Annotated in this window: 25 protein-coding genes; 14 read left to right on the top strand and 11 right to left on the bottom strand. The window is 36.1% G+C overall.

Annotated elements, in window-relative coordinates:
- Position 1: 1 nt before the first annotated feature.
- Genes CDG59_RS12205 through CDG59_RS12240 form a run of 8 tightly spaced genes read right to left on the bottom strand, consistent with a single transcriptional unit; the run spans position 2 to position 6,144 of the window.
- Positions 2-331 carry a hypothetical protein gene (locus CDG59_RS12205; protein ID WP_004999338.1) on the bottom strand — a complete coding sequence of 110 codons (330 nt, stop codon included), beginning with the start codon at positions 329-331 and terminating at the stop codon, positions 2-4.
- On the bottom strand, positions 300-1,337 hold the full coding sequence (gene virB11, locus CDG59_RS12210; RefSeq protein WP_015060713.1) for a P-type DNA transfer ATPase VirB11: 1,038 nt from the start codon (positions 1,335-1,337) through the stop codon (positions 300-302). Before virB11 ends, CDG59_RS12205 begins: the two co-directional genes overlap by 32 nt.
- 15 nt (positions 1,338-1,352) lie before the next feature.
- Positions 1,353-2,732 carry a TrbI/VirB10 family protein gene (locus tag CDG59_RS12215; protein WP_005000433.1) on the bottom strand — a complete coding sequence of 460 codons (1,380 nt, stop codon included), beginning with the start codon at positions 2,730-2,732 and terminating at the stop codon, positions 1,353-1,355.
- 1 nt (position 2,733) lies between these two features.
- On the bottom strand, positions 2,734-3,471 hold the full coding sequence (locus tag CDG59_RS12220; protein ID WP_005000435.1) for a TrbG/VirB9 family P-type conjugative transfer protein: 738 nt from the start codon (positions 3,469-3,471) through the stop codon (positions 2,734-2,736).
- Between the two features lie 14 nt (positions 3,472-3,485).
- The gene (locus CDG59_RS12225; RefSeq protein ID WP_005000436.1) at positions 3,486-4,274 is read right to left on the bottom strand and encodes a VirB8/TrbF family protein; all 789 of its coding nucleotides are present in this window, start codon (positions 4,272-4,274) and stop codon (positions 3,486-3,488) included.
- Complete coding sequence (locus CDG59_RS12230) at positions 4,274-5,359, bottom strand: type IV secretion system protein (protein WP_005000437.1); 1,086 nt, start codon at positions 5,357-5,359, stop codon at positions 4,274-4,276. Before CDG59_RS12230 ends, CDG59_RS12225 begins: the two co-directional genes overlap by 1 nt.
- 7 nt (positions 5,360-5,366) lie before the next feature.
- Positions 5,367-5,786, bottom strand: a complete 420-nt coding sequence (locus tag CDG59_RS12235; protein WP_005000439.1) for a hypothetical protein — start codon at positions 5,784-5,786, stop codon at positions 5,367-5,369.
- Positions 5,773-6,144, bottom strand: a complete 372-nt coding sequence (locus CDG59_RS12240; protein WP_005000442.1) for a hypothetical protein — start codon at positions 6,142-6,144, stop codon at positions 5,773-5,775. The genes CDG59_RS12235 and CDG59_RS12240 overlap by 14 nt, the downstream gene beginning before the upstream one ends.
- Before the next feature lie 1,621 nt (positions 6,145-7,765).
- Here CDG59_RS12240 and CDG59_RS12250 point away from each other — a divergent pair.
- From CDG59_RS12250 to CDG59_RS12260, 3 genes are read left to right on the top strand one after another with little or no spacing between them, the layout of a single operon-like run.
- On the top strand, positions 7,766-8,005 hold the full coding sequence (locus CDG59_RS12250) for a hypothetical protein (RefSeq protein WP_005000443.1): 240 nt from the start codon (positions 7,766-7,768) through the stop codon (positions 8,003-8,005).
- Positions 8,006-8,021: 16 nt separating this feature from the next.
- Entirely contained in the window at positions 8,022-8,711 is a 690-nt protein-coding gene (gene parA / locus CDG59_RS12255) for a ParA family partition ATPase (RefSeq protein WP_005000446.1), read from the top strand.
- On the top strand, positions 8,708-9,112 hold the full coding sequence (locus CDG59_RS12260) for a hypothetical protein (protein ID WP_005000449.1): 405 nt from the start codon (positions 8,708-8,710) through the stop codon (positions 9,110-9,112). The genes parA and CDG59_RS12260 overlap by 4 nt, the downstream gene beginning before the upstream one ends.
- A gap of 640 nt (positions 9,113-9,752) precedes the next feature.
- Here the strand turns inward: CDG59_RS12260 and CDG59_RS12275 are convergent.
- Entirely contained in the window at positions 9,753-10,781 is a 1,029-nt protein-coding gene (locus tag CDG59_RS12275; protein ID WP_005000195.1) for a hypothetical protein, read from the bottom strand.
- A gap of 387 nt (positions 10,782-11,168) precedes the next feature.
- Here CDG59_RS12275 and CDG59_RS12280 point away from each other — a divergent pair, with 387 nt between their 5' ends.
- The 8 genes from CDG59_RS12280 (at position 11,169) to CDG59_RS12315 (ending at position 15,862) form a co-directional block, all read left to right on the top strand.
- Complete coding sequence (locus CDG59_RS12280) at positions 11,169-11,474, top strand: hypothetical protein (RefSeq protein WP_005000193.1); 306 nt, start codon at positions 11,169-11,171, stop codon at positions 11,472-11,474.
- Between the two features lie 225 nt (positions 11,475-11,699).
- The gene (locus CDG59_RS12285) at positions 11,700-12,095 is read left to right on the top strand and encodes a hypothetical protein (RefSeq protein WP_005000189.1); all 396 of its coding nucleotides are present in this window, start codon (positions 11,700-11,702) and stop codon (positions 12,093-12,095) included.
- Between the two features lie 310 nt (positions 12,096-12,405).
- Complete coding sequence (locus CDG59_RS12290; protein ID WP_017480466.1) at positions 12,406-12,999, top strand: hypothetical protein; 594 nt, start codon at positions 12,406-12,408, stop codon at positions 12,997-12,999.
- Positions 13,000-13,229: 230 nt separating this feature from the next.
- Positions 13,230-13,703: a hypothetical protein gene (locus CDG59_RS12295; protein ID WP_015060716.1), complete on the top strand. Its 474-nt coding sequence runs from the start codon at positions 13,230-13,232 to the stop codon at positions 13,701-13,703.
- Positions 13,704-13,936: 233 nt separating this feature from the next.
- A complete protein-coding gene (locus CDG59_RS12300; protein ID WP_015060717.1) occupies positions 13,937-14,764 on the top strand; it encodes a DUF3560 domain-containing protein in 828 nt (275 codons plus the stop codon).
- Between the two features lie 61 nt (positions 14,765-14,825).
- A complete protein-coding gene (locus CDG59_RS12305; RefSeq protein ID WP_015060718.1) occupies positions 14,826-15,062 on the top strand; it encodes a hypothetical protein in 237 nt (78 codons plus the stop codon).
- A 160-nt stretch (positions 15,063-15,222) separates the two neighbouring features.
- Positions 15,223-15,645, top strand: a complete 423-nt coding sequence (locus CDG59_RS12310; RefSeq protein WP_015060719.1) for a hypothetical protein — start codon at positions 15,223-15,225, stop codon at positions 15,643-15,645.
- Positions 15,632-15,862 (top strand): hypothetical protein, encoded by a 231-nt coding sequence (locus tag CDG59_RS12315; protein ID WP_017480467.1) that lies wholly within the window; start codon positions 15,632-15,634, stop codon positions 15,860-15,862. The genes CDG59_RS12310 and CDG59_RS12315 overlap by 14 nt, the downstream gene beginning before the upstream one ends.
- A gap of 223 nt (positions 15,863-16,085) precedes the next feature.
- Here CDG59_RS12315 and CDG59_RS12320 read toward each other — a convergent pair whose 3' ends face one another.
- Positions 16,086-16,622: a conjugal transfer protein TraD gene (locus CDG59_RS12320; protein WP_015060720.1), complete on the bottom strand. Its 537-nt coding sequence runs from the start codon at positions 16,620-16,622 to the stop codon at positions 16,086-16,088.
- Positions 16,623-17,153: 531 nt separating this feature from the next.
- Here CDG59_RS12320 and CDG59_RS12325 point away from each other — a divergent pair.
- The 3 genes from CDG59_RS12325 to CDG59_RS12335 are packed head-to-tail and all read left to right on the top strand — an operon-like array spanning position 17,154 to position 21,788.
- Positions 17,154-20,066 (top strand): AAA family ATPase, encoded by a 2,913-nt coding sequence (locus tag CDG59_RS12325; protein ID WP_017480453.1) that lies wholly within the window; start codon positions 17,154-17,156, stop codon positions 20,064-20,066.
- Positions 20,067-20,080: 14 nt separating this feature from the next.
- Positions 20,081-21,325, top strand: coding sequence for a DUF1173 family protein (locus CDG59_RS12330; RefSeq protein WP_015060702.1), 1,245 nt, complete (start codon positions 20,081-20,083; stop codon positions 21,323-21,325).
- A gap of 10 nt (positions 21,326-21,335) precedes the next feature.
- Positions 21,336-21,788, top strand: a complete 453-nt coding sequence (locus CDG59_RS12335) for a hypothetical protein (protein WP_004993232.1) — start codon at positions 21,336-21,338, stop codon at positions 21,786-21,788.
- Between the two features lie 61 nt (positions 21,789-21,849).
- Here CDG59_RS12335 and CDG59_RS12340 read toward each other — a convergent pair whose 3' ends face one another.
- Positions 21,850-22,287, bottom strand: coding sequence for a hypothetical protein (locus CDG59_RS12340; RefSeq protein WP_017480454.1), 438 nt, complete (start codon positions 22,285-22,287; stop codon positions 21,850-21,852).
- Positions 22,288-22,383 lie beyond the last annotated feature (96 nt).

A 22,383-nucleotide genomic window follows, 5' to 3' on the forward strand; every position in this document is an offset into this window, starting at 1 on the left:
CTTAGTCCTTTTTAAATTTGTATGCTTGGCTTGGGTTATCAACATCGGTCAGAGTAATAACACCGCCCTTTTGTTCCATTAAGAAAGCGTCTTGATTGTTATATTGAACAACCATTTTTTTATCTTTCTCTACAGCCGATAATGCAACATCACCCCATGAGTTTTTTAAGGTAACTTGAGTACCTTTATTGGCAACGATAAGCCCGCTACTCATGCCTTGTTCTTTCTCAAATGCTGTTTGATCAATACGATTGTATTGTCCGTCCAAGCCCTTAGATGAGCAGGCAACACTAGCTAAACTAAGCAACGCTAGAAAAATGTGTTTTTTCATTTTTGAAATCCTCATAAGCTTTAAAATAAATAGCTGAACAGCCATAACCGCCTGTTTCTGTTCTTCCAAGTTGAACAATAATGTCTACACTTTGTTTAACAAAAGATTTAACTTGGTCACTGGTTAATGTAGTGCCTGCCATAAGAACCATAAGCGTTAAACGCTCAATAGCATTAAGTGGGTCATTGGCATGTAATGTCGCAATTGAACCGCCATGCCCTGAAGAAATTAGGTTTAAATAAGTGAATGCTTCAGCACCTCGAATCTCACCCAGTAAAATGCGTTTTGGATACAAACGCAGGCAAGCTTCCATTAATGACTGTGCATCGACTTTAGCTTTACCCTGTCCACCTCTTGAATAATAAAGTTGCAACGTATTTTCATGCGGAGGGCGTAACTCCTTAGCATCTTCAATAGTGATTAGTCGTTCGCCCAGTGGTATGCAGTCATGAATAATGGAGTTAAAAAAAGTTGTTTTTCCTGAACCTGTACCCGCAGAAATAATGATATTTTTTTCATAACCCACCGCTTTACGAATGAACTCATGAAAGTTTCGGGCTTCGTATAAATCGAATAGCTCTTGATCTTTTGCAGTGATTTTTGCAAATGGTTCAACAGAATTTAAAACTTCCTCATAAGCTGAAAATGGCAGACTTAAAATACTTGGTTTACGAATAGATAAGCCGATCGACCCGCCAGTTACGGCAGGGTCACGGACAAATTGAATACGGAAAAATAAACCCTCATGTTGCGGTGATGCAATTTGAGCAGAAAGCAAAGGCTGTGCTTCTGAAATTGTTTGATTGGTTTCAGTTGCAATGCCTTCGGCTAATCGCTTCAAAAGCGCATAGGTAAGGTTAGGATTCTCTTTTTTAATCATGTCCCTTGTACCTTTCATAGCAATGAAATATTCCAAAGGCTTATTAACTGAAATTTCAGTAATTTGATCATTATCAAGATCATCACCAAAAGCTTTTTTCAAATCTTCAAGTACAAGGATTGACATAATTAAGCGCCTTTCTTATTGGTTTAAAATAGTTGAAAAGTCCAAGTCTTTAGCAACTAGAACTTTAATGCGTGTGCCGTGAGCGACTGTAATAGTCGGAGGAATTGACAAGTTACGTTGTAGAACACGGTCAGCTTGATTGCCGAATGAGTTTGCAACTTCAGTACGATAAGTCTGTGAAGCATTGTTTTGGTCGCTACTGCTAACACCTGCATTACTTACACCCGCACCAATAATGCTAAGTAAAGTAGCTGTTCCGAATATGCGCCCATAATGGTTGTTCACTTTACCGCCTAAGCCTGCGATACCAAGACTGTTAGTGCTTGGGCTATCGAGCATAATTTCTACGCCATTAGGTGTGATTGCACGATTCCAAACCGCCCCGATTTCTGCTTGTCCGTCATTAACAATTGATGAGTATTGACCGAATAAACGAGTACCCGCAGGCAGTAAACGATTACGTCCTTGTTCGCTATAAACATCATTAGTTACACGAGCAATAATGTTGCTTGGTAAATCGCTTTTAACAGCAGTTTCTAAAACTGCATCTACGATCTTGCCTTGTTGTATAAGCATTCTACGATCAGCGTTATAACTTGCATGAGCAATAGGCGCTTTTTGATTAGAAGTGCTTGAATCAAAACGACCACCCATAGAACCCGCAGTGCTATTTGCAATGCGTGGATTTACATTGCTTGCACCCGCTTGGTTGCCATTGGCATTAGATTGTTGTGAAGCTTGCATACCCATAAATAACGGTGCAAGTTCAGGCGGTATGCCTGCCATTGCACTAGCATCACCATTAGGGCTAACACCGCCACCTTTACCGCCATTCTCATTAACCATGATTCCAGACTTGTAGCGGGCGTTTAAAAGGGCTTGTTCTTTAGCCATAGCATCTTGTCTAGCCTGCTCTTGTTGCATTGCTAGTTGTTGTTGCTGTTCAGCTAATTGACGCTCCATTTCGAGCTGTTCAGGGCTTTTTTCAGTAGGGTTTACAGGGTCAGGGGTAGTCGCAGTTGGGATTGGTTGCGGATTTCCGAATCCGAATCTATCCATGCCATTAAAATTACTGCCGTCCATCCCTGTTACTGGTTTAGCAACAGCACTTTCTACACCGCTTTCTACACGGCTTTCTTTGTTCTTTTGCAATTTCAGATAAACGCCAAAAATTACCAAGCCAATAATGAGGGCTAGTAAGCCACCGAACTTAACCAATTTGCCTATGTCTATATTTTTAACAGACGTTTTAGGCTTATTCTCAAAAGCATCTTGACGTTCAAAATCATCTTTACCATGTTCTTTTTTTTCATCATGGAAAACATGATTTTCAGTGCTGAAGTTATCTTGGGTTTTAAAGTCATCGTTACCCAAATTTTTATTTTCATTTGTCATTTTATTTTCCTCCAATCACTTCAGGTTTACGGAGAATACAAACGTATTCTTTGCCAAGTCGCAGAGTGAAAGCATCGTTTACTTTCTCAATCACGATTACATCCCCCTCTTGTCTTGAGTTGGTAAGTTCTTCGTATCCCTCACCATTAACCGCATAAACTGCGGGACGAGGTGAATTTTTCGCAATACGAATAAATGTGAATTGGTCATCATCACTTACGCCAAGAACTTTAATAGATTTGCTTTTAGTGGCATCCATTCCCCATTTTTGGCTTGTCATAGGCAGTTCACCTAAAGCGGGACGAGGTGCATTTTGTTGTGCCAATAAACGATTAGTTCTATTGGCATCTGCATAGTTAAAGCGCAGTACATAAACTGGTTGTGAACTATTGAATAGATTGAAGTAATAATTTCGCTTATCAGTGATTACGGTTAAGTTTGTACGGTTCATGCCTGCTTGTGGTTTTTCCGCAGGCTTGATGAATAGACGATTACCTTGTGGGATTATTTGCCATCCAATCGTGTCACCTGAAGCAACAGTTTGGATAGTTTCATTTCCAAACTCGACAGTAGTTGAAATACCAAAAGTCGTTGATAGTTCAACAACGTGGCTTTCAGAATACGGAACAACTTTAATGCGGTTATCCGTTTTCAAACCAACAGGAATTTGACGAGCAAAAGTTGGCGCTGAAGCAATGCACGTTGCTGTAAGTAAAATGCTTATAAGGGTCTTTTTCATATCCGATTACCTTATTAATTATTAGAAGTCTGTGCCACAGGCTCAGAAGCAGTGCTTGCTTCAGGTTTAGGCAATGGTTGAGTAACTGGGTTTTGAGTAACTAACGCATCATTTGATGAGTTTTGCGTTAAGTTCCAGTTCTTAAACTTCACGCCAAATGGGTTAATCCAACGATCTTTTACGTTGAGATCGTCAAAGTTGTCAGTGATATAGTCAGCCGTCACTGTGTAGCTGTACTGGCGAATTTCAGCACCTTTAATAACGGTTGTTTTAAAGTTGGCTTGAACTTTATTGTTGCCAAGAAAGTTGACAGCAATAACTTTAGGAGTGATTGAGCCAGTTTCACCTAGTTGGTTGTAAGGTGAGTTTTGATTCATTCCGCTAACTTCATTTTCAAAGTCGGTACGATCTTGGCTATCTAAGAAAATAGAAGCTTTGCTGTACTGTGCAGAAAGTTGGTCTTTACCAACTTTGCCGTAATAGCCATAGCGATTGCTGATAGTGTCCCAAAAGTAGGAGGTCACTAATTTTTCAATAAGTTTAGGGTCAGTAGTTGAATCAAACTTTTCTACACTGGTCATAATTCCAGTTTCAGAATCAATTACAGCAATCATAGGAACTGGTTGTTTTAAAGGTGTTAATCCTTTAATTGCGATACCTTGAGCAACATTACCTATACCTAGAACGGTCGCCAAACCAAGAACCCAAATAGTGATTTTACCGTTACGATTTTCAGACTTTTTAGTATTGTCTTGAATCTCTTTAATTTGAGCGTCTAACTGCGCTTTTTCTTGTGGTGTCATTAGCGTTTACCTCCACGACCAAAACTTTTAACCATATTGGTGCCTGAACTGGTGATACTTGAAGTCGCACTGGTTGAAGCTTCAAAGCCACTGCCGACCAAAGAAATTGCAATTTTTGGAACAAGCCAAAACAGCCCAATAACAACGATCAAAACAATTACCATGATGAAAGCCCCAGTAAACGTACTGCCGTTTTCATTAAGGTTTTGAATGCCTGCGACAACTGAAGTAAGCACTAAGTCACAGCTCACAATCAGCAAAAGAAGAACAACAAGAGGGGTTAAAATTGCTTGTAGCCAGTTTGTGGCATATCTGCGAGTTGCAGGGAACATTGCACATGCAAGAAAAATCGGTGCAACTGCGATTAGAATGCCAATAATGACTTTACAGATAATCCAAATTAAGAAGAATAAACCGCAGACAATGCAGGCTAAACCAAAAATCAAGCTATAGATCAGGACAAAGAAGAAGCCCGAAACGACATTGGTAATACCTGTATCAATGTTATTAAAAGCTAATGCGATAGATTCAAAGATAATAGATACAAAAGACTGCAATGTTGTTTTTGAATCTGTACCTGTCATTTCAGTAATCAGGTTCGGTACATCATCGAGGAATACTTCAGCAACGTATGGAAAGAAAGCATCCCATGAAAATACGATTGACCAAATCAACAGCATAATAACGAAAGTGGCTATCACACCCTGAATTTCTACAGCCATGCCTAACATCATTTTAATAGCTTGGAACGAAATCCAAATAATGATAAAGCCTGCAAAAACTGGAATGATTGGAGCTGTGACTTTCTGATAGTAACCTTGCAAATTGTCTTTAATGTTTTTATCAACACCAGTAATCAGACTATCAACAACCTTGTCTAATTCAGACATACCATTTTTGGTAACTTCAGATACATTCTGCGATATTTGATTAGAGTTATACGCACCGTTAGAACCGCCAGTCGTCCCAGTAGGTGTACTGCCATTGCCTAAATCTTGTGGATTGGTAAAGTTATCGACCGCATAAGCCGAGCTAAAGCTAAAAAAACTAAACAGAAGCAAGAAAGCATAGATAATCTTTTTCATAGTGACCTCAGCGAATTACTGGAATTTCGGGCGGGTTTTTTGAAGTCTTTAAGAAAAAGTTTTGTGTATCTGATTTTCTTAATTTTCCGTCTGAATAGACAAAACAATCACTAGCCAAAGAGCCTTCATAGCAATATGTATCGTCTTTAACGAATGTTAAGACCCCGCTTGATTCACCAGTAAATTTAGGCAACTTTGCAGGGTTATATTGGTTCATGTTTTGGATTTGATAATTGACTTTCTTTACTGGGAAATTGCCCTGTTTATCAGCTTCAGAAATCACATAGTACGAATAAAAAAATTCAGATTTTGGAGTGTGTTCGGGAACCCATACGCCTGAAATGTCAGGCTTAGAAGTGAAACAGCCAGTTAGACCTAAAGCGACAACCGCAGAAGCTAGACCGAGTTTAATTTTATTGATTTCCATTTTGCTGTTCTCTCTCATAAGTTAGAACACCGCTTTCACTACCAAGCTTTAGCTTTCCATCTACAAGCTGAAAACAAGCATCGTTAGGCGCACAAAGCAAACCGTTATCAGGTTTAAACTTCATGTCTGTAAAAACGCCTTTAGCTAAAATAGTGACGGTGTAAACGTCTTTAGTTGTGCTTTTATCAATAATGATTCGATCATTGATAATTACGTCATTTGCTGATTGCGATTGTTGCCCTATTGGGTTCATCCAAACGCCTACATAGTCATCCCCTTTCACTTCAGGCGCTTTAGGCTCGTCAGAACAAGCCGTCAAAACTAAAGCCGTAGCGATCGGAAGTAATAGTTTTTTCATACGACATTACCCCCAGTTTTTACCGTTTTAGTTACTTGAGCGAATGGGTCAGAGATTTGATTTTCAGCGCTTGGGATTGGTTGATATACGCAAGCGCATGGTGATTTTTTTAATCCCTTTTGTGATGATGTATTTGTGGCACAGGCTGTAAGTGCTGTTAGGCTCAAAATGCCCATTGTGACGAAGATTTTTTTCATAGTTCTAGCCTTATCGGTTATAGAGTTATAACAGTATAACTCTATAAGTTTAAAAATAGAACAAGTTTACTAAAATCTAACCATTTCAACTGTTTTAAATGGTAAACAAAAAGATAACACTCTTATTATTAAGTATTCATATTCAATCACTTAATTGTAATTTTTTACTATTGAGTATAAAGGCTCGAAAGTTTATGCACGTATTGGGAATGCTTCAGCATACCCAATGCTAAGTAAAGCTTTGAGCAATCAACCGACTGTAGGTAAGGGCTACCGTTCCCGCAGGCACAGAGGGCGATAGTTAATTTATTTTGATTTTATGAATAATAATTAAGCGTGTGGTGATACCCTTTATTTAGGGTGATTTAGAGTTATAACTCTATGATATTTCAATAAATAGCAAAAAAAAGTTTTTGATTGTTATAGGGAAATTGTGAAATAGCGCACAAAGAAAAAGCCCCGATAGTCTTGCAACTATCGGGGCTATGTTCTATATTCTTCGGTACACAGTTATTTGATGCGGTAAACATCATCTAACGAAGATCATAAGGTTTGGCGACCGTTATGATTTCACCTGAAAGGCTTGTACCTGAACTCTATTATTGCATTTATATTAGATTTTGCAAGTCATACAATGAAAAAACTTCGTTAATTTAGTGTCTATTCGTGTATCAAATAAGCGCATTGTTTATTTGCCGAGCTTCGTCTACTCCTGTGTTTTATAAAACTTTATGTTTGTAAGTGCATTGCCTTAAATGGGTCAACAATGGCATAGAGTTTTAAAGACGGTTGGTGTAGCAGGAGGATACAAGTGACGGCAGTATCACCAACGCAAGAGTTAAGCACCTAGCCAGTGTAAAACGCCCGCTTGCTGATGAACGCACAATAGGCGGGGACGCAGGGAATACGCTAGGAACTGGCATAAATAAGACGTTGGGGAAACCCTCCTTGAGATTGCCGACCTAGTGAGTGAGCTAATGCGTGTGCAGGGGAGCTGTAAGGCTCTAAATACTCACTTGCTGTTATGCCCTTACATTGGCATACAGTGTCGATTGAAAGCGATGTCGGCTCCGACAGCAATGCTACAACGGCAATATTCAAGATAGCCATTTTAAGCAATTTTTTTTGCTTAGGCTATCTAGGGTGAATATTGCCGAAATCTGCTCAATCTCACCAACCGCAAGGCGGTTGAAGCGAAGCGAAAACGACTAAGGTTGTGAGGTTGAAGCAGATAAGCGCCTTATTGTAATAGCGCTTATTCCCAGTACATATATAAGTATTGCTTATATATAGTTTTACTTATAAAGACTTTAAATAACAAACTATTAGAACAATAGAGAACAATTACAAAAGTATCTAAAATACCCCTTGATTGTTTTGTGAGTACAAATTAATATATGTATAAATAGTTAGGGAATATACCTATGATTAAATCTACTAAAGGTAAGACAAGATCAACAATGATTGGTAATCAAAACAGTGTTAAAGAAGTTGTCAAAGAAGATAGATTTCAAACACGTATGAACCATGAAGATAAGTTGAAACTTATTAAATTCTGCAAAGATAACAATTTAAGCCAAACAGATTTTTTAATTAATTCAATGGTCGATAAAGGCATTCTTCCTGAAAGCAGACGATCAGTAAAAACAACAGACAATACTTAATTTAAAGGAAAAGAACATGAGCAATAACACTGAAAAATTATCTAAAGTAATAGCATTGGTTAATCAGAAAGGCGGTGTATCTAAAACAACGACTTCAATTAATTTAGCTATGGGCTTATCTCTACGTGGGTATGACGTACTGTTAGTTGATGGTGACCCGCAAGCTAGTTCACTTGACTGGGCTACTGTACGTGAAGAAGCAGATATTGATTTAGGCTTTACTGTTATTGGTGTACCAAAAACCAACTTAGCCAAAGAGATTGCTAAAATTAAATCAAAATATGACTTTGTAATCACTGACAGCGCAGGCAGACAGTCAGAATTAACACGCCTTGCTATTGTAGCTTGTGACGTTGCGATCGTTCCAAATACGACAAGTCCATTGGATGCTTGGGCTACTAAAGAAACCTTAAAATCAATCAATGAAATTAAGGGCTATCGTGATTTTTCAGCTTACTTTTTATTGAGTGGCGTAAACCCACAAACTAAGGTCTTTAATGAGGTTAAAGAGTGGTTAGCTGAAAGTTACCCTTTACCAATTTTGGACACTAAGATTGCGTTACGAACTGCTTTTTCACGTTCATTGGGCGAGGGCTTGTCTATCTATGAATATAAAGATGATCATGGGAAACAGGATAAGAAAGCAATTGCCGAAGTCGATGCTTTAATTGATGAAATTTTACAACGTGAGGGAATGACTGAATGAAAGCACCTAAAGGCAATGCTACTGTGACCAGTAGCAATGCCCATATTGCAAATGAAAAGGCTCACATTGTTAATTCTTTGAACTTTGACAAAATTCAAAAAATTAAGATCAATCCCGATCTATACAAAAAGATCGAGAAAGTAGCGGATAAAAGAAAAGTCGTACTAGCAGATATTGCTAGATCGGCTTTGGACTTCTATTTAAACAATCCAAGTGCGCCATACAGTGAAGAATTAAGTAAGGGTAATTCTAAGCAATTAATCTACACCATTAATCACTTGTATGATGTGAAGATAAACAGCTTTAAGGCTGTTCATGGTATCAACCGAAGTGACCAAATTAGACAGGCATTATCGGCTTGGCTTATCAATGAAAACTTATTAAAGCTTGATGAAAATTAAGGGCTTGATATGAACCTAAATGATCTAAAAAATAAGGTGATCATAAATAATGAAATTGATCAAAAAAACTTTGATTACCTAATTACACAGGTAGATCAGGTTGCAATTGAGTACGCTATAAATGAATTGGAGAGCCAAAATAAGCGACCCTATCTATCTAATATTTTTAAGTTGCTAGAAATACCGCCCCGCCAATAAGTGGGGCTTATTTGTCTTTGGAGGGACTGACATGCAGAAAATTATAATCAGGGTACTTATCATCACTGGCTTTTTAATGCCTGCAATTATTATGTTCTTTTTCCCTAGCTTAACTGGGACTAAGTTTTTTTGGTTAAGTATGCTTGTATTCTGTTTTCTAATTTTGCGAATACGTGGAATTTTGCTACTTTTGGGCATTACTTATGCCAGTCTATCTTCTATGTTTTCCCGCCATTAAAACCGCCCTACCCTATTAATTAAAACCGTTTTAGCACGTATGGACTTGCAATTTCATTGCTTGGTCCATACTTGGCCAAAACTCTTACTGTGAAAAATCATATTCCGATGCTTGGTCAAAACTGCAAGTATGCAGTCTTGACCAGGCATCTACTTTATTGAATGATTTAAGTGGGTTATGAGTGCGGGGGAAATGTCAAAAAGGTCAGTCCATATTTTTTATAGTACCGCCAACTAAAGTTATAGGTATCCATTTAAAATCGTATCGTTCATAACTACCTTTTGCCCCATACCAATACAAGTGATAGTGCGCCCGCCTTAAATGTGGTCTGCGGTGTACTTTTGATGATTGTTTAGAATATTCAGTTAATTGATCATTTACGGCTTTAATCTGCTTAGACATTTCCTTGCCTGCAATAAAAGGCTTGTACTTTTGGGCTTCAAATAATCTAGGCACACGCTTTACGGTCTGAACGCCTACCCTTTCCTTATGGTTGTCAGGAAGCAATGGGACATAATCAGGCTTAGATAAACTGAACCAAAGCAAAATATTGATAAGTTGCTTTTGTAGGGATTGGTATTGATCTATTTCATTTTCATCTAATATTGAACGGTCATCATGAAATTCATCTATGAAATCTGATAAACAATCTTCTATAGCTTTTTCTTCATTGACTAATAAGACGATTGTTCGAGTTAAACCAGTATCAAGAAAAATCGTAGATACTAAAACTTTTTGATAGCAAAGTTCAGTTAAGGTAAATATCACTCCATAAATTTTAGATTGCTGAAAGTGCAAATCAAAATTATCAGTTTGAACGTAAATGCACAGCTCAGGAACATTGATCAAAAAGTTTGGCAAATTGCCCTCAAATTTACTTTTTGTTAGTTCAGTTGCTACCTCATTTTCAAATCTATAAATATTCTTTGTCAGCATCCAAGAACCGAGCGTGACCAGTTCACCAGTAGGACAAGGCAAATTATTGATTAGATGATCGGGAATTGCATCACCAACATTTAAACCTTTCTGCCAGTCTGGAGCATAGCAGTCTAAGCCTGCATATATCCAATCATCCCAAGTGACCAAAGAACTAATTTTTTTATCATCGTTTTTATACTTGATAGCCTTTGATTCAATCTTATTAAAGATACCCTTAAAACTTGCTTTCAAGTGTTGGCAACGTGCAGTAACGACCTTTAAAGGTATTGCAAATTCATTAGATAAGTTCGCCATGAAGCCCTGCCCTGCTTTTAATTAAGTAATTCTATAACACTATATCTAGTGCGGATCTCATACCTACTAGCCACTATATATAGTGTTTCTACTATCGCCCTCTATGCCTGCGAGAACGGTAGCCCTTGCCTACAGTCGGTTGATTGCTCAAAGCTTTACTTAGCATTGGGTATGCTGAAGCATTCCCAATACGTGCGTAAACTTTCGAGCTAATATTATACCTAAGTTGTATTGTACTCACAAATCATATTATGCGTATTAATGTTAATTAGTATAGCAGTAATAATAATTTCAAAAGTTTACATATATTGTTTTGTACTCACAAATCATTATATGTATAATGTATTTATTAAGTCGATTGGCGACTTAAATAATAGGTGATTAATTATGAACAATATTTTCACAAAGTTGGATACTAAAAAAATAGTTATTGAACTACTAAATGCTTTTGAAAAAGCAAACTTCGATTACTACTCAAGAGCCTATCTTGAAAGTCCAAAAGGTACATTTTGCGTGTCCTTTGGAAACTGTCAAATGCAAGATGCAAACATTATTACTATCTACATAGATAAAGCACCACATGAGTTTTATTTCACCCATGAACATTCCAATATTGCTGAAGCACATCACGAAGCAATTAATCTATTTAAACAAATTTTAGACTTTTACTTTACCTATCTAAAGCAAACATAAGTAAGCCCCGCAAGGGGCTTTTTTAATGCCTGCGGGCTTGGTTCAGATCGGGAGTGACCAAAACCACAGGAAAGGGAAACAACCCACTACAGCGAAAAATAAGAGCAATCAGGGCGCATAACGCTATTACATTAATTTACCTATATTGTTTTGTACTCACAAATCAATATAGGTATAATATATTTGTCAGGTCGATTGGCGATCTAATAAAAAAGGCTTTGAGTTATGACCAGTAAAGAACAACTTTCGTTAGAGTTGCCTATAGTTGAAACAGCTCAATCATACAAAGATATGAAAGGGCTATATAGCGTTGATATTTCCCATATATACCGCTTTTATATTCTCCTTAATTGGTATGGGGTACTAGAAAAAAGCAAAGTGATTAAAGCGGGCAGTGATGCAATTTTTGAATGTGATAATGAAATGATTGCAGATGAAATTTTAAATTGCATTCCGAGCTGTAAAAAAAGAAAGGTTTATCGAGTACCAAATTTTAACCCTATTTATTTTTCAGGAATAGATAAGCCATCGGTAAACCGTTGGAAGTTTTCAGTAGAAAGAAAACTAGGCTATGAAAAATCAATTTACTTTAGATCAGTTGCAAGCCGTTGGGATTATTAACCCCCTGCCCTAGTCGCAACCCTGCGGGATTGCTTTGTAAGTCCCGCTTAGGGGCAAAGGGGAGTAGTTGCGGTTCTGCGGTCAGCTCGACAAAATCACAGATTTTGTCGGCTTCGCTTGAACCTTGCAACGGTAATCAGGGAGGGAAGAATTTTTATATTTCTTCAGTTCGCAAAGTAGACACTTTGCTCTATTGATACCGCCTAGAGTTTTACACTTGTTTACATATATTGTTTTGTACTCACAAATCAATTTAGGTATAATGTATTTATCAGGTCGATTGGCGACCTCATACAAAAGGTACTCGAAAATGAAAAATTTTACTCAAAATGAAAAAGGTCAAATGTTCTATGAGGGCAGTTTGGTTTTAACTGCTAAAGACGGTTCGGTTTTTTTTGTATCAACTGAAATGCTTGTATGTAAGGCGTATCGAGCAAAAGCAAAAAAACCATTTATCAATACTCACTACAGAACAATTGAGCGTTTAAAACAAGCCGTTGGGGAAAGTATCCAATCATGTAATGCAAGATATGAGCAAAAATTACAGAACAAAGAAAAAACCGCAGAGCGTTTAAAAAAATTCCGTGAAGAACTACAGGTAGGCGATATTTTATCTACATGCTGGGGCTATGAACAAACCAACGTAGAATTTTATCAAGTGGTATCTAAGAAAGGCGCATTTTGTGAAGTTCGGGAAATTGCTAAACGCTCACATGATACGGCTTTTATGCAAAGTGAAGTATCACCAAAGCAAAACGAATTTATTGGAGAACCAATTAAAAAGAAAATTTTAGACGGCTATATCATGATCACAAGCTATATCAGAGCGACACCGCACGAATACGAAACACTAGCAACAGGCACAAAGGTTTATAAGCGCAGTTATGTTTCATCATACGCATAATTAAAAGAAGCCCCGCAAGGGGCTTTTTTAATGCCTGCGGGCTTGGTTCAGATCGGGAGTGACCAAAACCACAGGAAAGAGAAACAACCCGCTACAGCGCAAATCTGAAGCATTCAAGACACACAATAATAATTACACTTGTTTACATATATTGTTTTGTACTCACAAATCAATTTAGGTATAATGTATTTATCAGGTCGATTGGCGACCTCATACAAAGGAATTAAAAAATGACTGATTTAGTTTTGTTGACTGATGAAGAAATCGCAGACATGAGCTATGACAGCTTTAATAAAACCGACCTAGTTGCTATGCAGTCAATGCAAGAAAGCGAATTTCCACGCTATACAGTTGCAATGGCTCATACAATTTATGTATGGGAAAATATCTTATATCAAGAAGCAAGCCGATTATGTGAAAGCTATGACGGGGGAGTATGGGAAACTAAAAACGGCTTTTGGACTTTGCAATCTGATTCAATTTTTTATATGGAAAATGGATGGGACGAAGCGTTTAACCTGAATGCCCTAGAATTTTCAATTGTGGTAAATTTATTTGCATTGTCTAAAATTGCAATGATGACATACAGCTCAAAACCTGCAATCAATCGCAGAGCCGTTTTTTTTAGTGATTACATAAAAGACGTTATACATAAAAATAGGAATGTTTTAGATACTACAGCAATTTATAAATTGATTTATTAAAAGAAAAGAAGCCCCGCAAGGGGCTTTTTTAATGCCTGCGGGCTTGGTTCAGATCGGGAGTGACCAAAACCACAGGAAAGAGAAACAACCCGCTACAGCGCAAATCTGAAGCATTCAAGACACACAATAAAAATTACACTTGTTTACATATATTGTTTTGTACTAACAAATCAATTTAGGTATAATGTTTTTATTAAGTCGATTGGCGACTTAAATTAAAAAGGTATTGAATTATGAACGACCAAAATAACAATGATGCAATCAAAGCAGAACGCTTAAACCGTTATGAAGAACGCCAACAAAACCGCTTAGATCGTTATGAAGCTTTAGCTGATAAAGCAACAGTAAAAAGCACAGTATTGGCGACACGTTCAAATCAAATGGTTGAATGTATACCGTTTGGACAGCCAGTTTTAGTTGGTCATCATAGTGAAAAACGAGATAGAAACTTTCGTTCTAAAATTCACTCTATTATGGGTAAATCAGTTCAGGAAATGAAGAAAGCCGAATACTATCAAAATAAAGCTGATAGCGTAGGCAAGGGCGGTATTTCAAGTGACGACCCTAATGCAATAGAAAAACTTAAAAGCAAGCTTGAGAAGTTACAGCAGGCGCAAGAGTTAATGAAAAAGGCTAACAAGTTAATTAAAAAATTTCCCGAACACAATGCACGTTTAGAGGGATTAATTGAACTTGGATTCTCTGAAGAAAAAGCTATAGACGTATTAAATCCTAAATATGGCTCAATTGGTTTTGCAAGCTATTCACTTCAGAATAATAATGCTGAAATTAACCGCTTGAAAAAGCGTATTGCAGAATTGCAAACACTTGAAAATAGAACTTCAAATGAAGTTGAGAACGATCTTTATAAATATACAGAATGCAAAATAGAAAACCGTTGCATGTTTATATTTGATGGTAAACCTACGGAAGAAATACGCCAAATTTTAAAAAGTAATGGTTTTAAATGGTCGCCAAGTCGGGGCGCTTGGGTACGCCAGTTAAATGCAAATGGGATATACGCATCTAAACGAGTAATAAGCCTTATAGATCAAATATAATAAAGTAAGCCCTGCGGGGCTTTCTTTACTAATCAATGAAGCAATTTAAGGAAAGGTTAAAATGATTGAAAAATTATCTTTTGTTGGGCTAAAGGTGATCGAGTGTTTTAAAGATGCTGGGTTAGATCAAGTTTACATTGATGATAAAATAGAGGAGTTTTCTACATTAAATAATTATGCATCATTACACAAAGCGCTAAGAATACTTGATGATAAAAACATGCACAGACTAGCCCAAAAACTAGGTGTACATATTGAAGATTTAGAATCAACATTACTGGTTTTAAATCAAATATAGAAACCAAAAAAGTGGTGATAAAGTCGCCCGCAATTTTTTTGCGGGTGATATTCCAATGAAGCAAAAAAATTGCGGTTCATTGCGAATCAAATTTATGGATATGCAAAAAAGCATAGTCTTAACAGGTAAGAGCTAACATAAAGTTATTGAGGTCACTAATATGAATAATGCACAGTTCAAAATAGAATGCTTTAAGAATGGCTTATACAGTCGGGAACAGGTTATAGATTTTTATAATGTAGTCTATGAAGAAAATACAAAGTTCAATAAGCGTGATGCTCAATTATGGATGAATGGCAAAACTTCATATATCTATACAATAGATCAAACAGCTATAGATATGATCAATATGTTAAATAAAATTAGAGCCGAACTAATTGCAGAAGAAAGCGAAAGAATCCAAAAAGGCAAACCAAGATACACTAAGCTTTTTAAATCTGAAGTTGATTTATGGGCGGTACACAATGAACTTTTGAATCTACCATTAAACTTTTATCACTCAATATTGTTAGAGTTGAAAGTAACTGAATTAGATTACTATGAGAACATAGAGCAAATGGAAAATTTTAATGAAAAACACTAAGTATAAATCTAAAATTCTGATGATAATTATTTATACACTTGTAGGAATGTTGGCAGGGTATAACATTGGGAATTTTATAAGTAGCCACTGGTACAATGATCTTGGACAACCAAATCAAGATTTTTACGAAATGATTAAAATATTTTTTAATCTAGCTACAACTTTGCTATTTGGTACTGCCTGCTTATATATTTTTAAAGATGATATTAAAAACTAAACTCTAGGCGGTATCAATAGAGCAAAGTGTCTACTTTGCGAACTGAAGAAATATAAAAATTCTTCCCTCCCTGATTACCGTTGCAAGGTTCAAGCGAAGCCGACAAAATCTGTGATTTTGTCGAGCTGACCGCAGAACCGCAACTACTCCCCTTTGCCCCTAAGCGGGACTTACAAAGCAATCCCGCAGGGTTGCGACAAAATATAAGATATTTCAATTTTAGTCATTCAGCAGTAACACTTCCTGAATTATCAACTAAAGTGCTTTTTGATTTTTTTGCTTGTTCACGATCATTAATAAATTTGTCACCTGAAGCTTTCAAACTATCAAAATAACTTGGGTTATTTTTTGCATTTTCAATAGCACTTAAAAGCATCCCAGTGATAATGCCTTTATCTTCAGATGGGAAGTCTACCATTTCAAAAAGAGCGCCAATTGTAATAAGCTTGTGTTCACGTTTTTTTCGATCTTTAGCTTGTGCAACTTGGACTTCTTTTTTTAAACCTGCAAGAAGTTTTTTTTCATCCTCCTTGATTTTTTCCAGTTCTAAACGAGCTTTATATTTTTTAAACTCATTTTTCATAATCCGTTCAAAAGAACTAATTTGCTGTTTCGTTGGCGTACCTGATTCAATGTTAGAAACTAAAGTTAAGATAATTTCTTCAGTTTGACTTTTGTTCTCAAGTTTTTTTAAACGATCAATTTCTTCAGTGACGAATTTTTTTTGATCTTCAGTAAATTTAAAATCCTCAATATTCATTTTCTTAATCCAAAAGTTATAAGGTGATCAAATAATATCACAATGAAAAATTAAAAAATCCCAAAAAAATACAAAGCAACAAAAAACTATAAGAGTTCGCAAAGGCAATAGCACTGTCAATATTTTTCAGACTGAACGGAAGCCATAGGCTCACGGCTCATCTGAAAACATATTGATCAGCAAAAATCAAAAAAACACACTAATCCTAAAGGGGGTGTAAACGAAGTGTCTACCCCCGATGACCCACTGGCGAAGTGTAGGGATTCATAAGGGAATTATTCCCTTATGTGGGGCTTGGGGTGAAACCCCATATCTATATAAAAATAAATTACAAAAAAAGCCAAAAATCAGCCCCAAAAACCGCTTTTAAAATCAATGCCTTGCATTGCTTCAAAATCGGACAAATGCAAGCATTTGTTTTGTCACTTGTAGCGAATATATAGAGAGGTTATCATGACTATAGCAGTAGGAATGCACGCTTCCGCGTTTCTCTCCGAGAAACAGAAAAAGCAAAAGCAAAAAAGGCATAAAATGGCGATCTATCACTTATCAGTTAAGACAGGCAGGCAATACGGTTCTACAGGAACTCGTGGCGCAAATCATTACGCCTACATTAACCGTGATGGAAAGTATAAAAGAGATGATTTAGAAAATATTAAATCTGGAAATTTACCGTCATGGGCTACTGATGCAAAACACTTTTGGAAGTCAGCAGATAAGAATGAGCGTATTAATGGGCGTGTTTATACTGAATTAGAAATTTCATTACCTAGAGAACTTAATAAAGAACAAAGAGAAGAATTAGTAGAGAAATTTGTTGAAAAAACTTTAGGTGAAAACTTCACTTATTCTTATGCAATTCATAGTCCTCTAGCTAGTGATGGTCAGCAAAACCCGCATGTTCACCTTATGTTTTCTGAAAGAAAATTAGACGGTATAGAGCGTGACGAAGTAAAGCATTTTAAGCGTTATAATCCAGTAAACCCTGAAAAGGGCGGTGCGGGTAAAGATCGTTATTTTTCTTCTAAAATGTTTGTGGTTGATACCCGCCTAGAATGGGCTAACCATGTAAATGATTTTTGTGAAAACTTAGGTATTGATGCACGTATTGATCATAGAAGTTTTAAAGAGCAAGGTATTGAATTGTCTAGCCAAAACTTTAGAGCTGATTACGTTAGCAGTCACAAATACCATATCAATGAAAATATTAAGCAAGTACGTCATCAAAATGGTGAAATAATAATTGAGCGCCCAAGCGAAGCAATTAAAGCATTAACTTCTAATCAATCTGTTTTTTCAGTGCGTGAGCTAGAGCGTTTTTTAATGGCTCATACAGATGGTGAAGAACAATATTTAAAAGCTTATGAATCGGTAATAACTTGCCCTGATATGGCTACTTTATATGGTAAAGATAAAGTCGTATTTTCTTCTAAAGAGCTTGTAGGTATTGAGGAATCAATCTCAACATTTATCTATAATGCTAATGAGGAAAGCCGTATTCAAAAACCATTTAATCTAGTTGAGAAATTACCTTTAAATGCGGTACGTGTTGCTGAAACAAGAACATTTAATAGTGAGCAAGAAAAAGCATTCTATACCTTAACTTCTACCGATCGGATTACATTGTTGAATGGTTCTGCGGGCACAGGTAAATCATACGTTCTAAGTGCCGTTTCTGAAGCCTATAAAGAATCTGATTATCAAGTATATGGAATCGCATTACAGGCAATTACAGCTAAGGCTATAGCGAATGATTGTGATATTCCAAGTAGTACAATTGCTTCTTTCTTGTCTAAGTATGATAGCGGTAATTTAGAAATAAATAATAAAACTGTATTGATCTTGGATGAAGCAGGCATGGTCGGTTCAAGAGATATGCAACGCTTGCTTATGCTTGTAGAAAAACACGATGCACAAATAAAATTAGTTGGTGATAGTTACCAGTTAAGTGCAGTAAGTGCGGGTCATGTATTTGCAAATATTCAAGAAAACTTAGATAAGAAAAATATTGCTTCACTAGAGGATATTCAACGTCAGAAACATGCCAAAGAATCTGACAAGATGATTCAAGCATCTAAATATCTTTCTAAGCATGAAGTAGGTAAAGCAATAGATATTTATAAATCTATTAATATGGTTAATGAATACGAATCTCATGATCTAGCTTTAGCTAAAACTGTTAAGTCATGGAGTGAAGATTCTAGCGAAAGTAAATTAATGCTTGCTCATTCAAATAGTGATGTGAATGAACTAAATCGAATGGCTAGAGCATTGCTTATCAAACAAGGTAAGCTTAATCCTGAAAGTGTTTCTGTGAAAAACTATCAAGGTGATTTAGATATTTCCATCGGTGAGAAAATTGTATTCAAACAAAATAATTCACAGATGAAAGTTAGTAATGGTGAACTGGCTAAAGTAATAGGTTTTGAAAAGGATAAATTCAATAATCCTAAAGCTATGATGGTTCAAATGGAAAGTGATAGCAGAATTGTTAGAGTTGATTTAAAGGAATATGACCAGTTCAAACATGGCTATGCAAATACTATTCACTCATCACAAGGTATGACTGTAGATAGTGCTTATATTGTAGCTAGTGAAAATATGAATGCTAATTTAACTTATGTTGCTTTAACTCGACATAAGCAAAATATTCAAATCAATTATAGTGCTTTAACTTTTGCAACTAATGAAAAAGAAACTGTTAAGACCCCTGACGGTAAAGTTTCTTATGACCATAATTACAAACCAGTAGAAAGAGAAGTAACGGCTTTTGAAAACTTCAAAAAGGTACTTGGACGTTCAGAAACTAAAGAGTTCTCTACAGACTTCACACTTGTAGAATCTAAAGATAATTTAATGAAGTCTTATTTAAATGATCATAGATTGCATTTAGAGAATAAGCGTGAATTGTTTGGAATAAATAGCAAGCTGTATTCATTGACCAGTGAAAATAAAACATTCACTAAAGAAGAAATCGTTTCTGAAGTTAGAGCAAGTTTGAAATCTAAAGCCTTACTTGGTGACGAGATCGTTAAGTTTAACGGCAATATGAATATAGCAAAAGGTGAGCTTGTAAAACTTACTAATGATCTTGAGATTAAAACAGGACTATTTAAAAAGGTAACTTTTGAAAAAGGTACTGAATTAAAAGTTATTGATGCTTATAAAGTTAAAGATAAGCCAGTAATGAAAGCACGAATTAAAAATGAAGAATACGAGATTCCTTTCAATAAATTGAATCTTGAATATTCAGATAAATACTTTAATGAGTTTAAAGACCAGTCAAAAGCTAGATTCGATTCACGGCATAAAACTGAAGTCTATACAGAGTTTAGAGAACAGCTTTTAAAGCAAAAAGCGAATGCACCAAAAGACAATTTGAATGCACCTAATCAGCGTATTAAAAACCCAAATACGCCTAATCGAAACACACCTAAATATTAAATGAGGGCGGTTTTATGAATAATTTTATACATAATGGAAAAATTGTTAGTCCTGATGATGAAGTATTAACACAGGCAATTTTGCAAGAGTGTTATCAAAAAGGGATTAGACCTATTTGCGCTTGTCTGCCACAAAAAAACATTGAAATGTATATCGCTAAAATTGGCGAAAACTTTGTTTTAAAGCGTATGCCTAACAGCGCAGATCAGCACGACTTTAGTTGCCTAAGCTATGAGCCACCTACTGAAATTTCAGGACTAGGCGAGGTTATTGGGGAAGCTATCAAGACAGATGAAACAGGGGCAAGTGTTTTAAAGTTTGAGTTCAGTTTGTCAAAAAGCAATGTATCCAAACAAGCGCCTACGCCAAGTGATACACCTAAAGATACTGTAAAAGCTGAAACAACAAAATTGACCTTAAAAGGGACGTTAGATTACTTGCTTGAAGAAGCTTTGTTAAACCGCCACCAACCGAACATGAAGCATAATTGGTTTCAATTTCGCAAGGCATTAAAAGTAGCTTTGAATGATAAAAAGAATAAAAAAGATGATTTAAGTGGATTGGTTTATATCCCTGAATATTACGACCAAACCAAACACAATGAGATTGAAGCCCGAAGAAAAGCAGAGTTGGCAGACCTGAAAGTTAAAGGCAATAAACGCCCATTAAAAATATTTATTGGTGTGATTAAGTCTATTGAAGATGCACGTTTTGATGGGGGCAGAATCATTCTAAAACATGCCCCAACCTTGCATTTATTTATGGATGCAAAAATGTATAGCCGAGTTAATAAACGCTTTGAAGCCGAGCTTGAGCAGGCGCATTATCAAGACGATGTAAACCTATTAGCAATTGGGACTTTTGGATTTGCGGATAGTGGTATCGCAAAGATTGAAGAAATTGCTCTAGTGCCTTTAAATCAAACTTGGCTACCATTTGAGAGCTTGGGTGAAAAAGAACTCTTAGACACGCTTACAATGCAGAATAGGTCATTCATTAAGTGCTTGCGATATAATCTAAGCCCTAAAAGTCCAATTGCAAACGTATTGCTTACAGACACCAACCCACCAACGGCATTTTACTTAATCAATGATCAGACTGAAGATTCTTATATTACTGAAGCAAAGGAATTGATTGCTTCAAGTGAGTTCACATCAATTCTGGTCAATGTCGATCGGGACGTTGTAGACATTCCACCACCTGAAAATAAACCGTTGTTAGGCTATAACAATCATACTGACACCGCAGTTAATAGTTAAGGATTCATATATGGATTACCAAGAACAGGAACAATTTAAAATTTTTGCGGGCTTTGTCGCTTTTCTGATAGCTGTTTTTTGCTTTCTAGTATGGAAAGGCTCAAGTGCCGTAGGTTTAGATTTTGCCACTGGAATGAAGTCTAGTGTTGGCTTAATTGCTTTGGTAGTGGCGCTGTACTTTGCTATCAAATGGGATATACCTAAAGCTATGCTTTACCCTACGGTAGCTGTTTTATTGGTTGTCTGCTTATTCCCTGCATTAAATTATTATGCGCTTGAAGCTTCAGAAAAATCATTTAATCAAACAACTAATTTTCTTGGTCAGCCAGTACAAGAATTTTCAGCGACCACAATTACCGTTATGTGGGGCATGTGGTATATGAAAGCGGTTTACATGCTTGTAGCGGGCTTAATTGGAGTTGTTCTACAAAGAATTAGGTATCCTGAAGAAAATTATTTTTAAGCGTACTAAGCAAAAAAAGCCAGTTCTATACTGGCTTTTTTATTTTTCTAAAAGGTTGTTTTTAGTCTAAGTTTCTTTTAATGATGATTTTGTATTTATTATGGTCACGCTTTCCACGTTGCCCTGAAAAATATATTCCTGAAGTAGATACATTGTCTGAATTAATCAAAACAAATGGTAAATTTTGTTTCGCTAGAGTGATATAAGCTTCAACACAATCTTTTAACTCATTGTTTTTTTGATCTTTTGGCAAGTCAGCTACGATAAAGCCAACATTAAGTTGATGCTTTTCAAATGTTTCAATAGCTTCACGTTGATCTGCGTCATAGTGAATTTTATTAATTAGTCTAGATATACAAATTGAAATAATTTCATAAACAAGAATTGCGAGTGCTAAAAACATCCCCGCAAAAACTGTAATTTCTTTGCTAAAAATTACACCTAAGTATTCACTTATAATGAATTTAATAAAAATAACTAAAGCTACAACGAAAATCAAAATTTTCAGTATGTTTAGAAGAGATGGATCCGTAAATTTGAACAACTCCTATAAGTGATATTCTGCTCCTCAAATGATGTTATAAACATCAATATA

The sequence above is a fragment of the Acinetobacter sp. WCHA29 genome, from assembly GCF_002165335.1.
Lineage (GTDB): Bacteria > Pseudomonadota > Gammaproteobacteria > Pseudomonadales > Moraxellaceae > Acinetobacter.

Coding starts and splice junctions, on each gene's coding strand:
- CDG59_RS12205 (WP_004999338.1), bottom strand. CDS start 331: ATGAAAAAACACATTTTTCTAGCGTTGCTTAGTTTAGCTAGTGTTGCC.
- virB11 (WP_015060713.1), bottom strand. CDS start 1,337: ATGTCAATCCTTGTACTTGAAGATTTGAAAAAAGCTTTTGGTGATGAT.
- CDG59_RS12215 (WP_005000433.1), bottom strand. CDS start 2,732: ATGACAAATGAAAATAAAAATTTGGGTAACGATGACTTTAAAACCCAA.
- CDG59_RS12220 (WP_005000435.1), bottom strand. CDS start 3,471: ATGAAAAAGACCCTTATAAGCATTTTACTTACAGCAACGTGCATTGCT.
- CDG59_RS12225 (WP_005000436.1), bottom strand. CDS start 4,274: ATGACACCACAAGAAAAAGCGCAGTTAGACGCTCAAATTAAAGAGATT.
- CDG59_RS12230 (WP_005000437.1), bottom strand. CDS start 5,359: ATGAAAAAGATTATCTATGCTTTCTTGCTTCTGTTTAGTTTTTTTAGC.
- CDG59_RS12235 (WP_005000439.1), bottom strand. CDS start 5,786: ATGGAAATCAATAAAATTAAACTCGGTCTAGCTTCTGCGGTTGTCGCT.
- CDG59_RS12240 (WP_005000442.1), bottom strand. CDS start 6,144: ATGAAAAAACTATTACTTCCGATCGCTACGGCTTTAGTTTTGACGGCT.
- CDG59_RS12250 (WP_005000443.1), top strand. CDS start 7,766: ATGATTAAATCTACTAAAGGTAAGACAAGATCAACAATGATTGGTAAT.
- parA (WP_005000446.1), top strand. CDS start 8,022: ATGAGCAATAACACTGAAAAATTATCTAAAGTAATAGCATTGGTTAAT.
- CDG59_RS12260 (WP_005000449.1), top strand. CDS start 8,708: ATGAAAGCACCTAAAGGCAATGCTACTGTGACCAGTAGCAATGCCCAT.
- CDG59_RS12275 (WP_005000195.1), bottom strand. CDS start 10,781: ATGGCGAACTTATCTAATGAATTTGCAATACCTTTAAAGGTCGTTACT.
- CDG59_RS12280 (WP_005000193.1), top strand. CDS start 11,169: ATGAACAATATTTTCACAAAGTTGGATACTAAAAAAATAGTTATTGAA.
- CDG59_RS12285 (WP_005000189.1), top strand. CDS start 11,700: ATGACCAGTAAAGAACAACTTTCGTTAGAGTTGCCTATAGTTGAAACA.
- CDG59_RS12290 (WP_017480466.1), top strand. CDS start 12,406: ATGAAAAATTTTACTCAAAATGAAAAAGGTCAAATGTTCTATGAGGGC.
- CDG59_RS12295 (WP_015060716.1), top strand. CDS start 13,230: ATGACTGATTTAGTTTTGTTGACTGATGAAGAAATCGCAGACATGAGC.
- CDG59_RS12300 (WP_015060717.1), top strand. CDS start 13,937: ATGAACGACCAAAATAACAATGATGCAATCAAAGCAGAACGCTTAAAC.
- CDG59_RS12305 (WP_015060718.1), top strand. CDS start 14,826: ATGATTGAAAAATTATCTTTTGTTGGGCTAAAGGTGATCGAGTGTTTT.
- CDG59_RS12310 (WP_015060719.1), top strand. CDS start 15,223: ATGAATAATGCACAGTTCAAAATAGAATGCTTTAAGAATGGCTTATAC.
- CDG59_RS12315 (WP_017480467.1), top strand. CDS start 15,632: ATGAAAAACACTAAGTATAAATCTAAAATTCTGATGATAATTATTTAT.
- CDG59_RS12320 (WP_015060720.1), bottom strand. CDS start 16,622: ATGAATATTGAGGATTTTAAATTTACTGAAGATCAAAAAAAATTCGTC.
- CDG59_RS12325 (WP_017480453.1), top strand. CDS start 17,154: ATGGCGATCTATCACTTATCAGTTAAGACAGGCAGGCAATACGGTTCT.
- CDG59_RS12330 (WP_015060702.1), top strand. CDS start 20,081: ATGAATAATTTTATACATAATGGAAAAATTGTTAGTCCTGATGATGAA.
- CDG59_RS12335 (WP_004993232.1), top strand. CDS start 21,336: ATGGATTACCAAGAACAGGAACAATTTAAAATTTTTGCGGGCTTTGTC.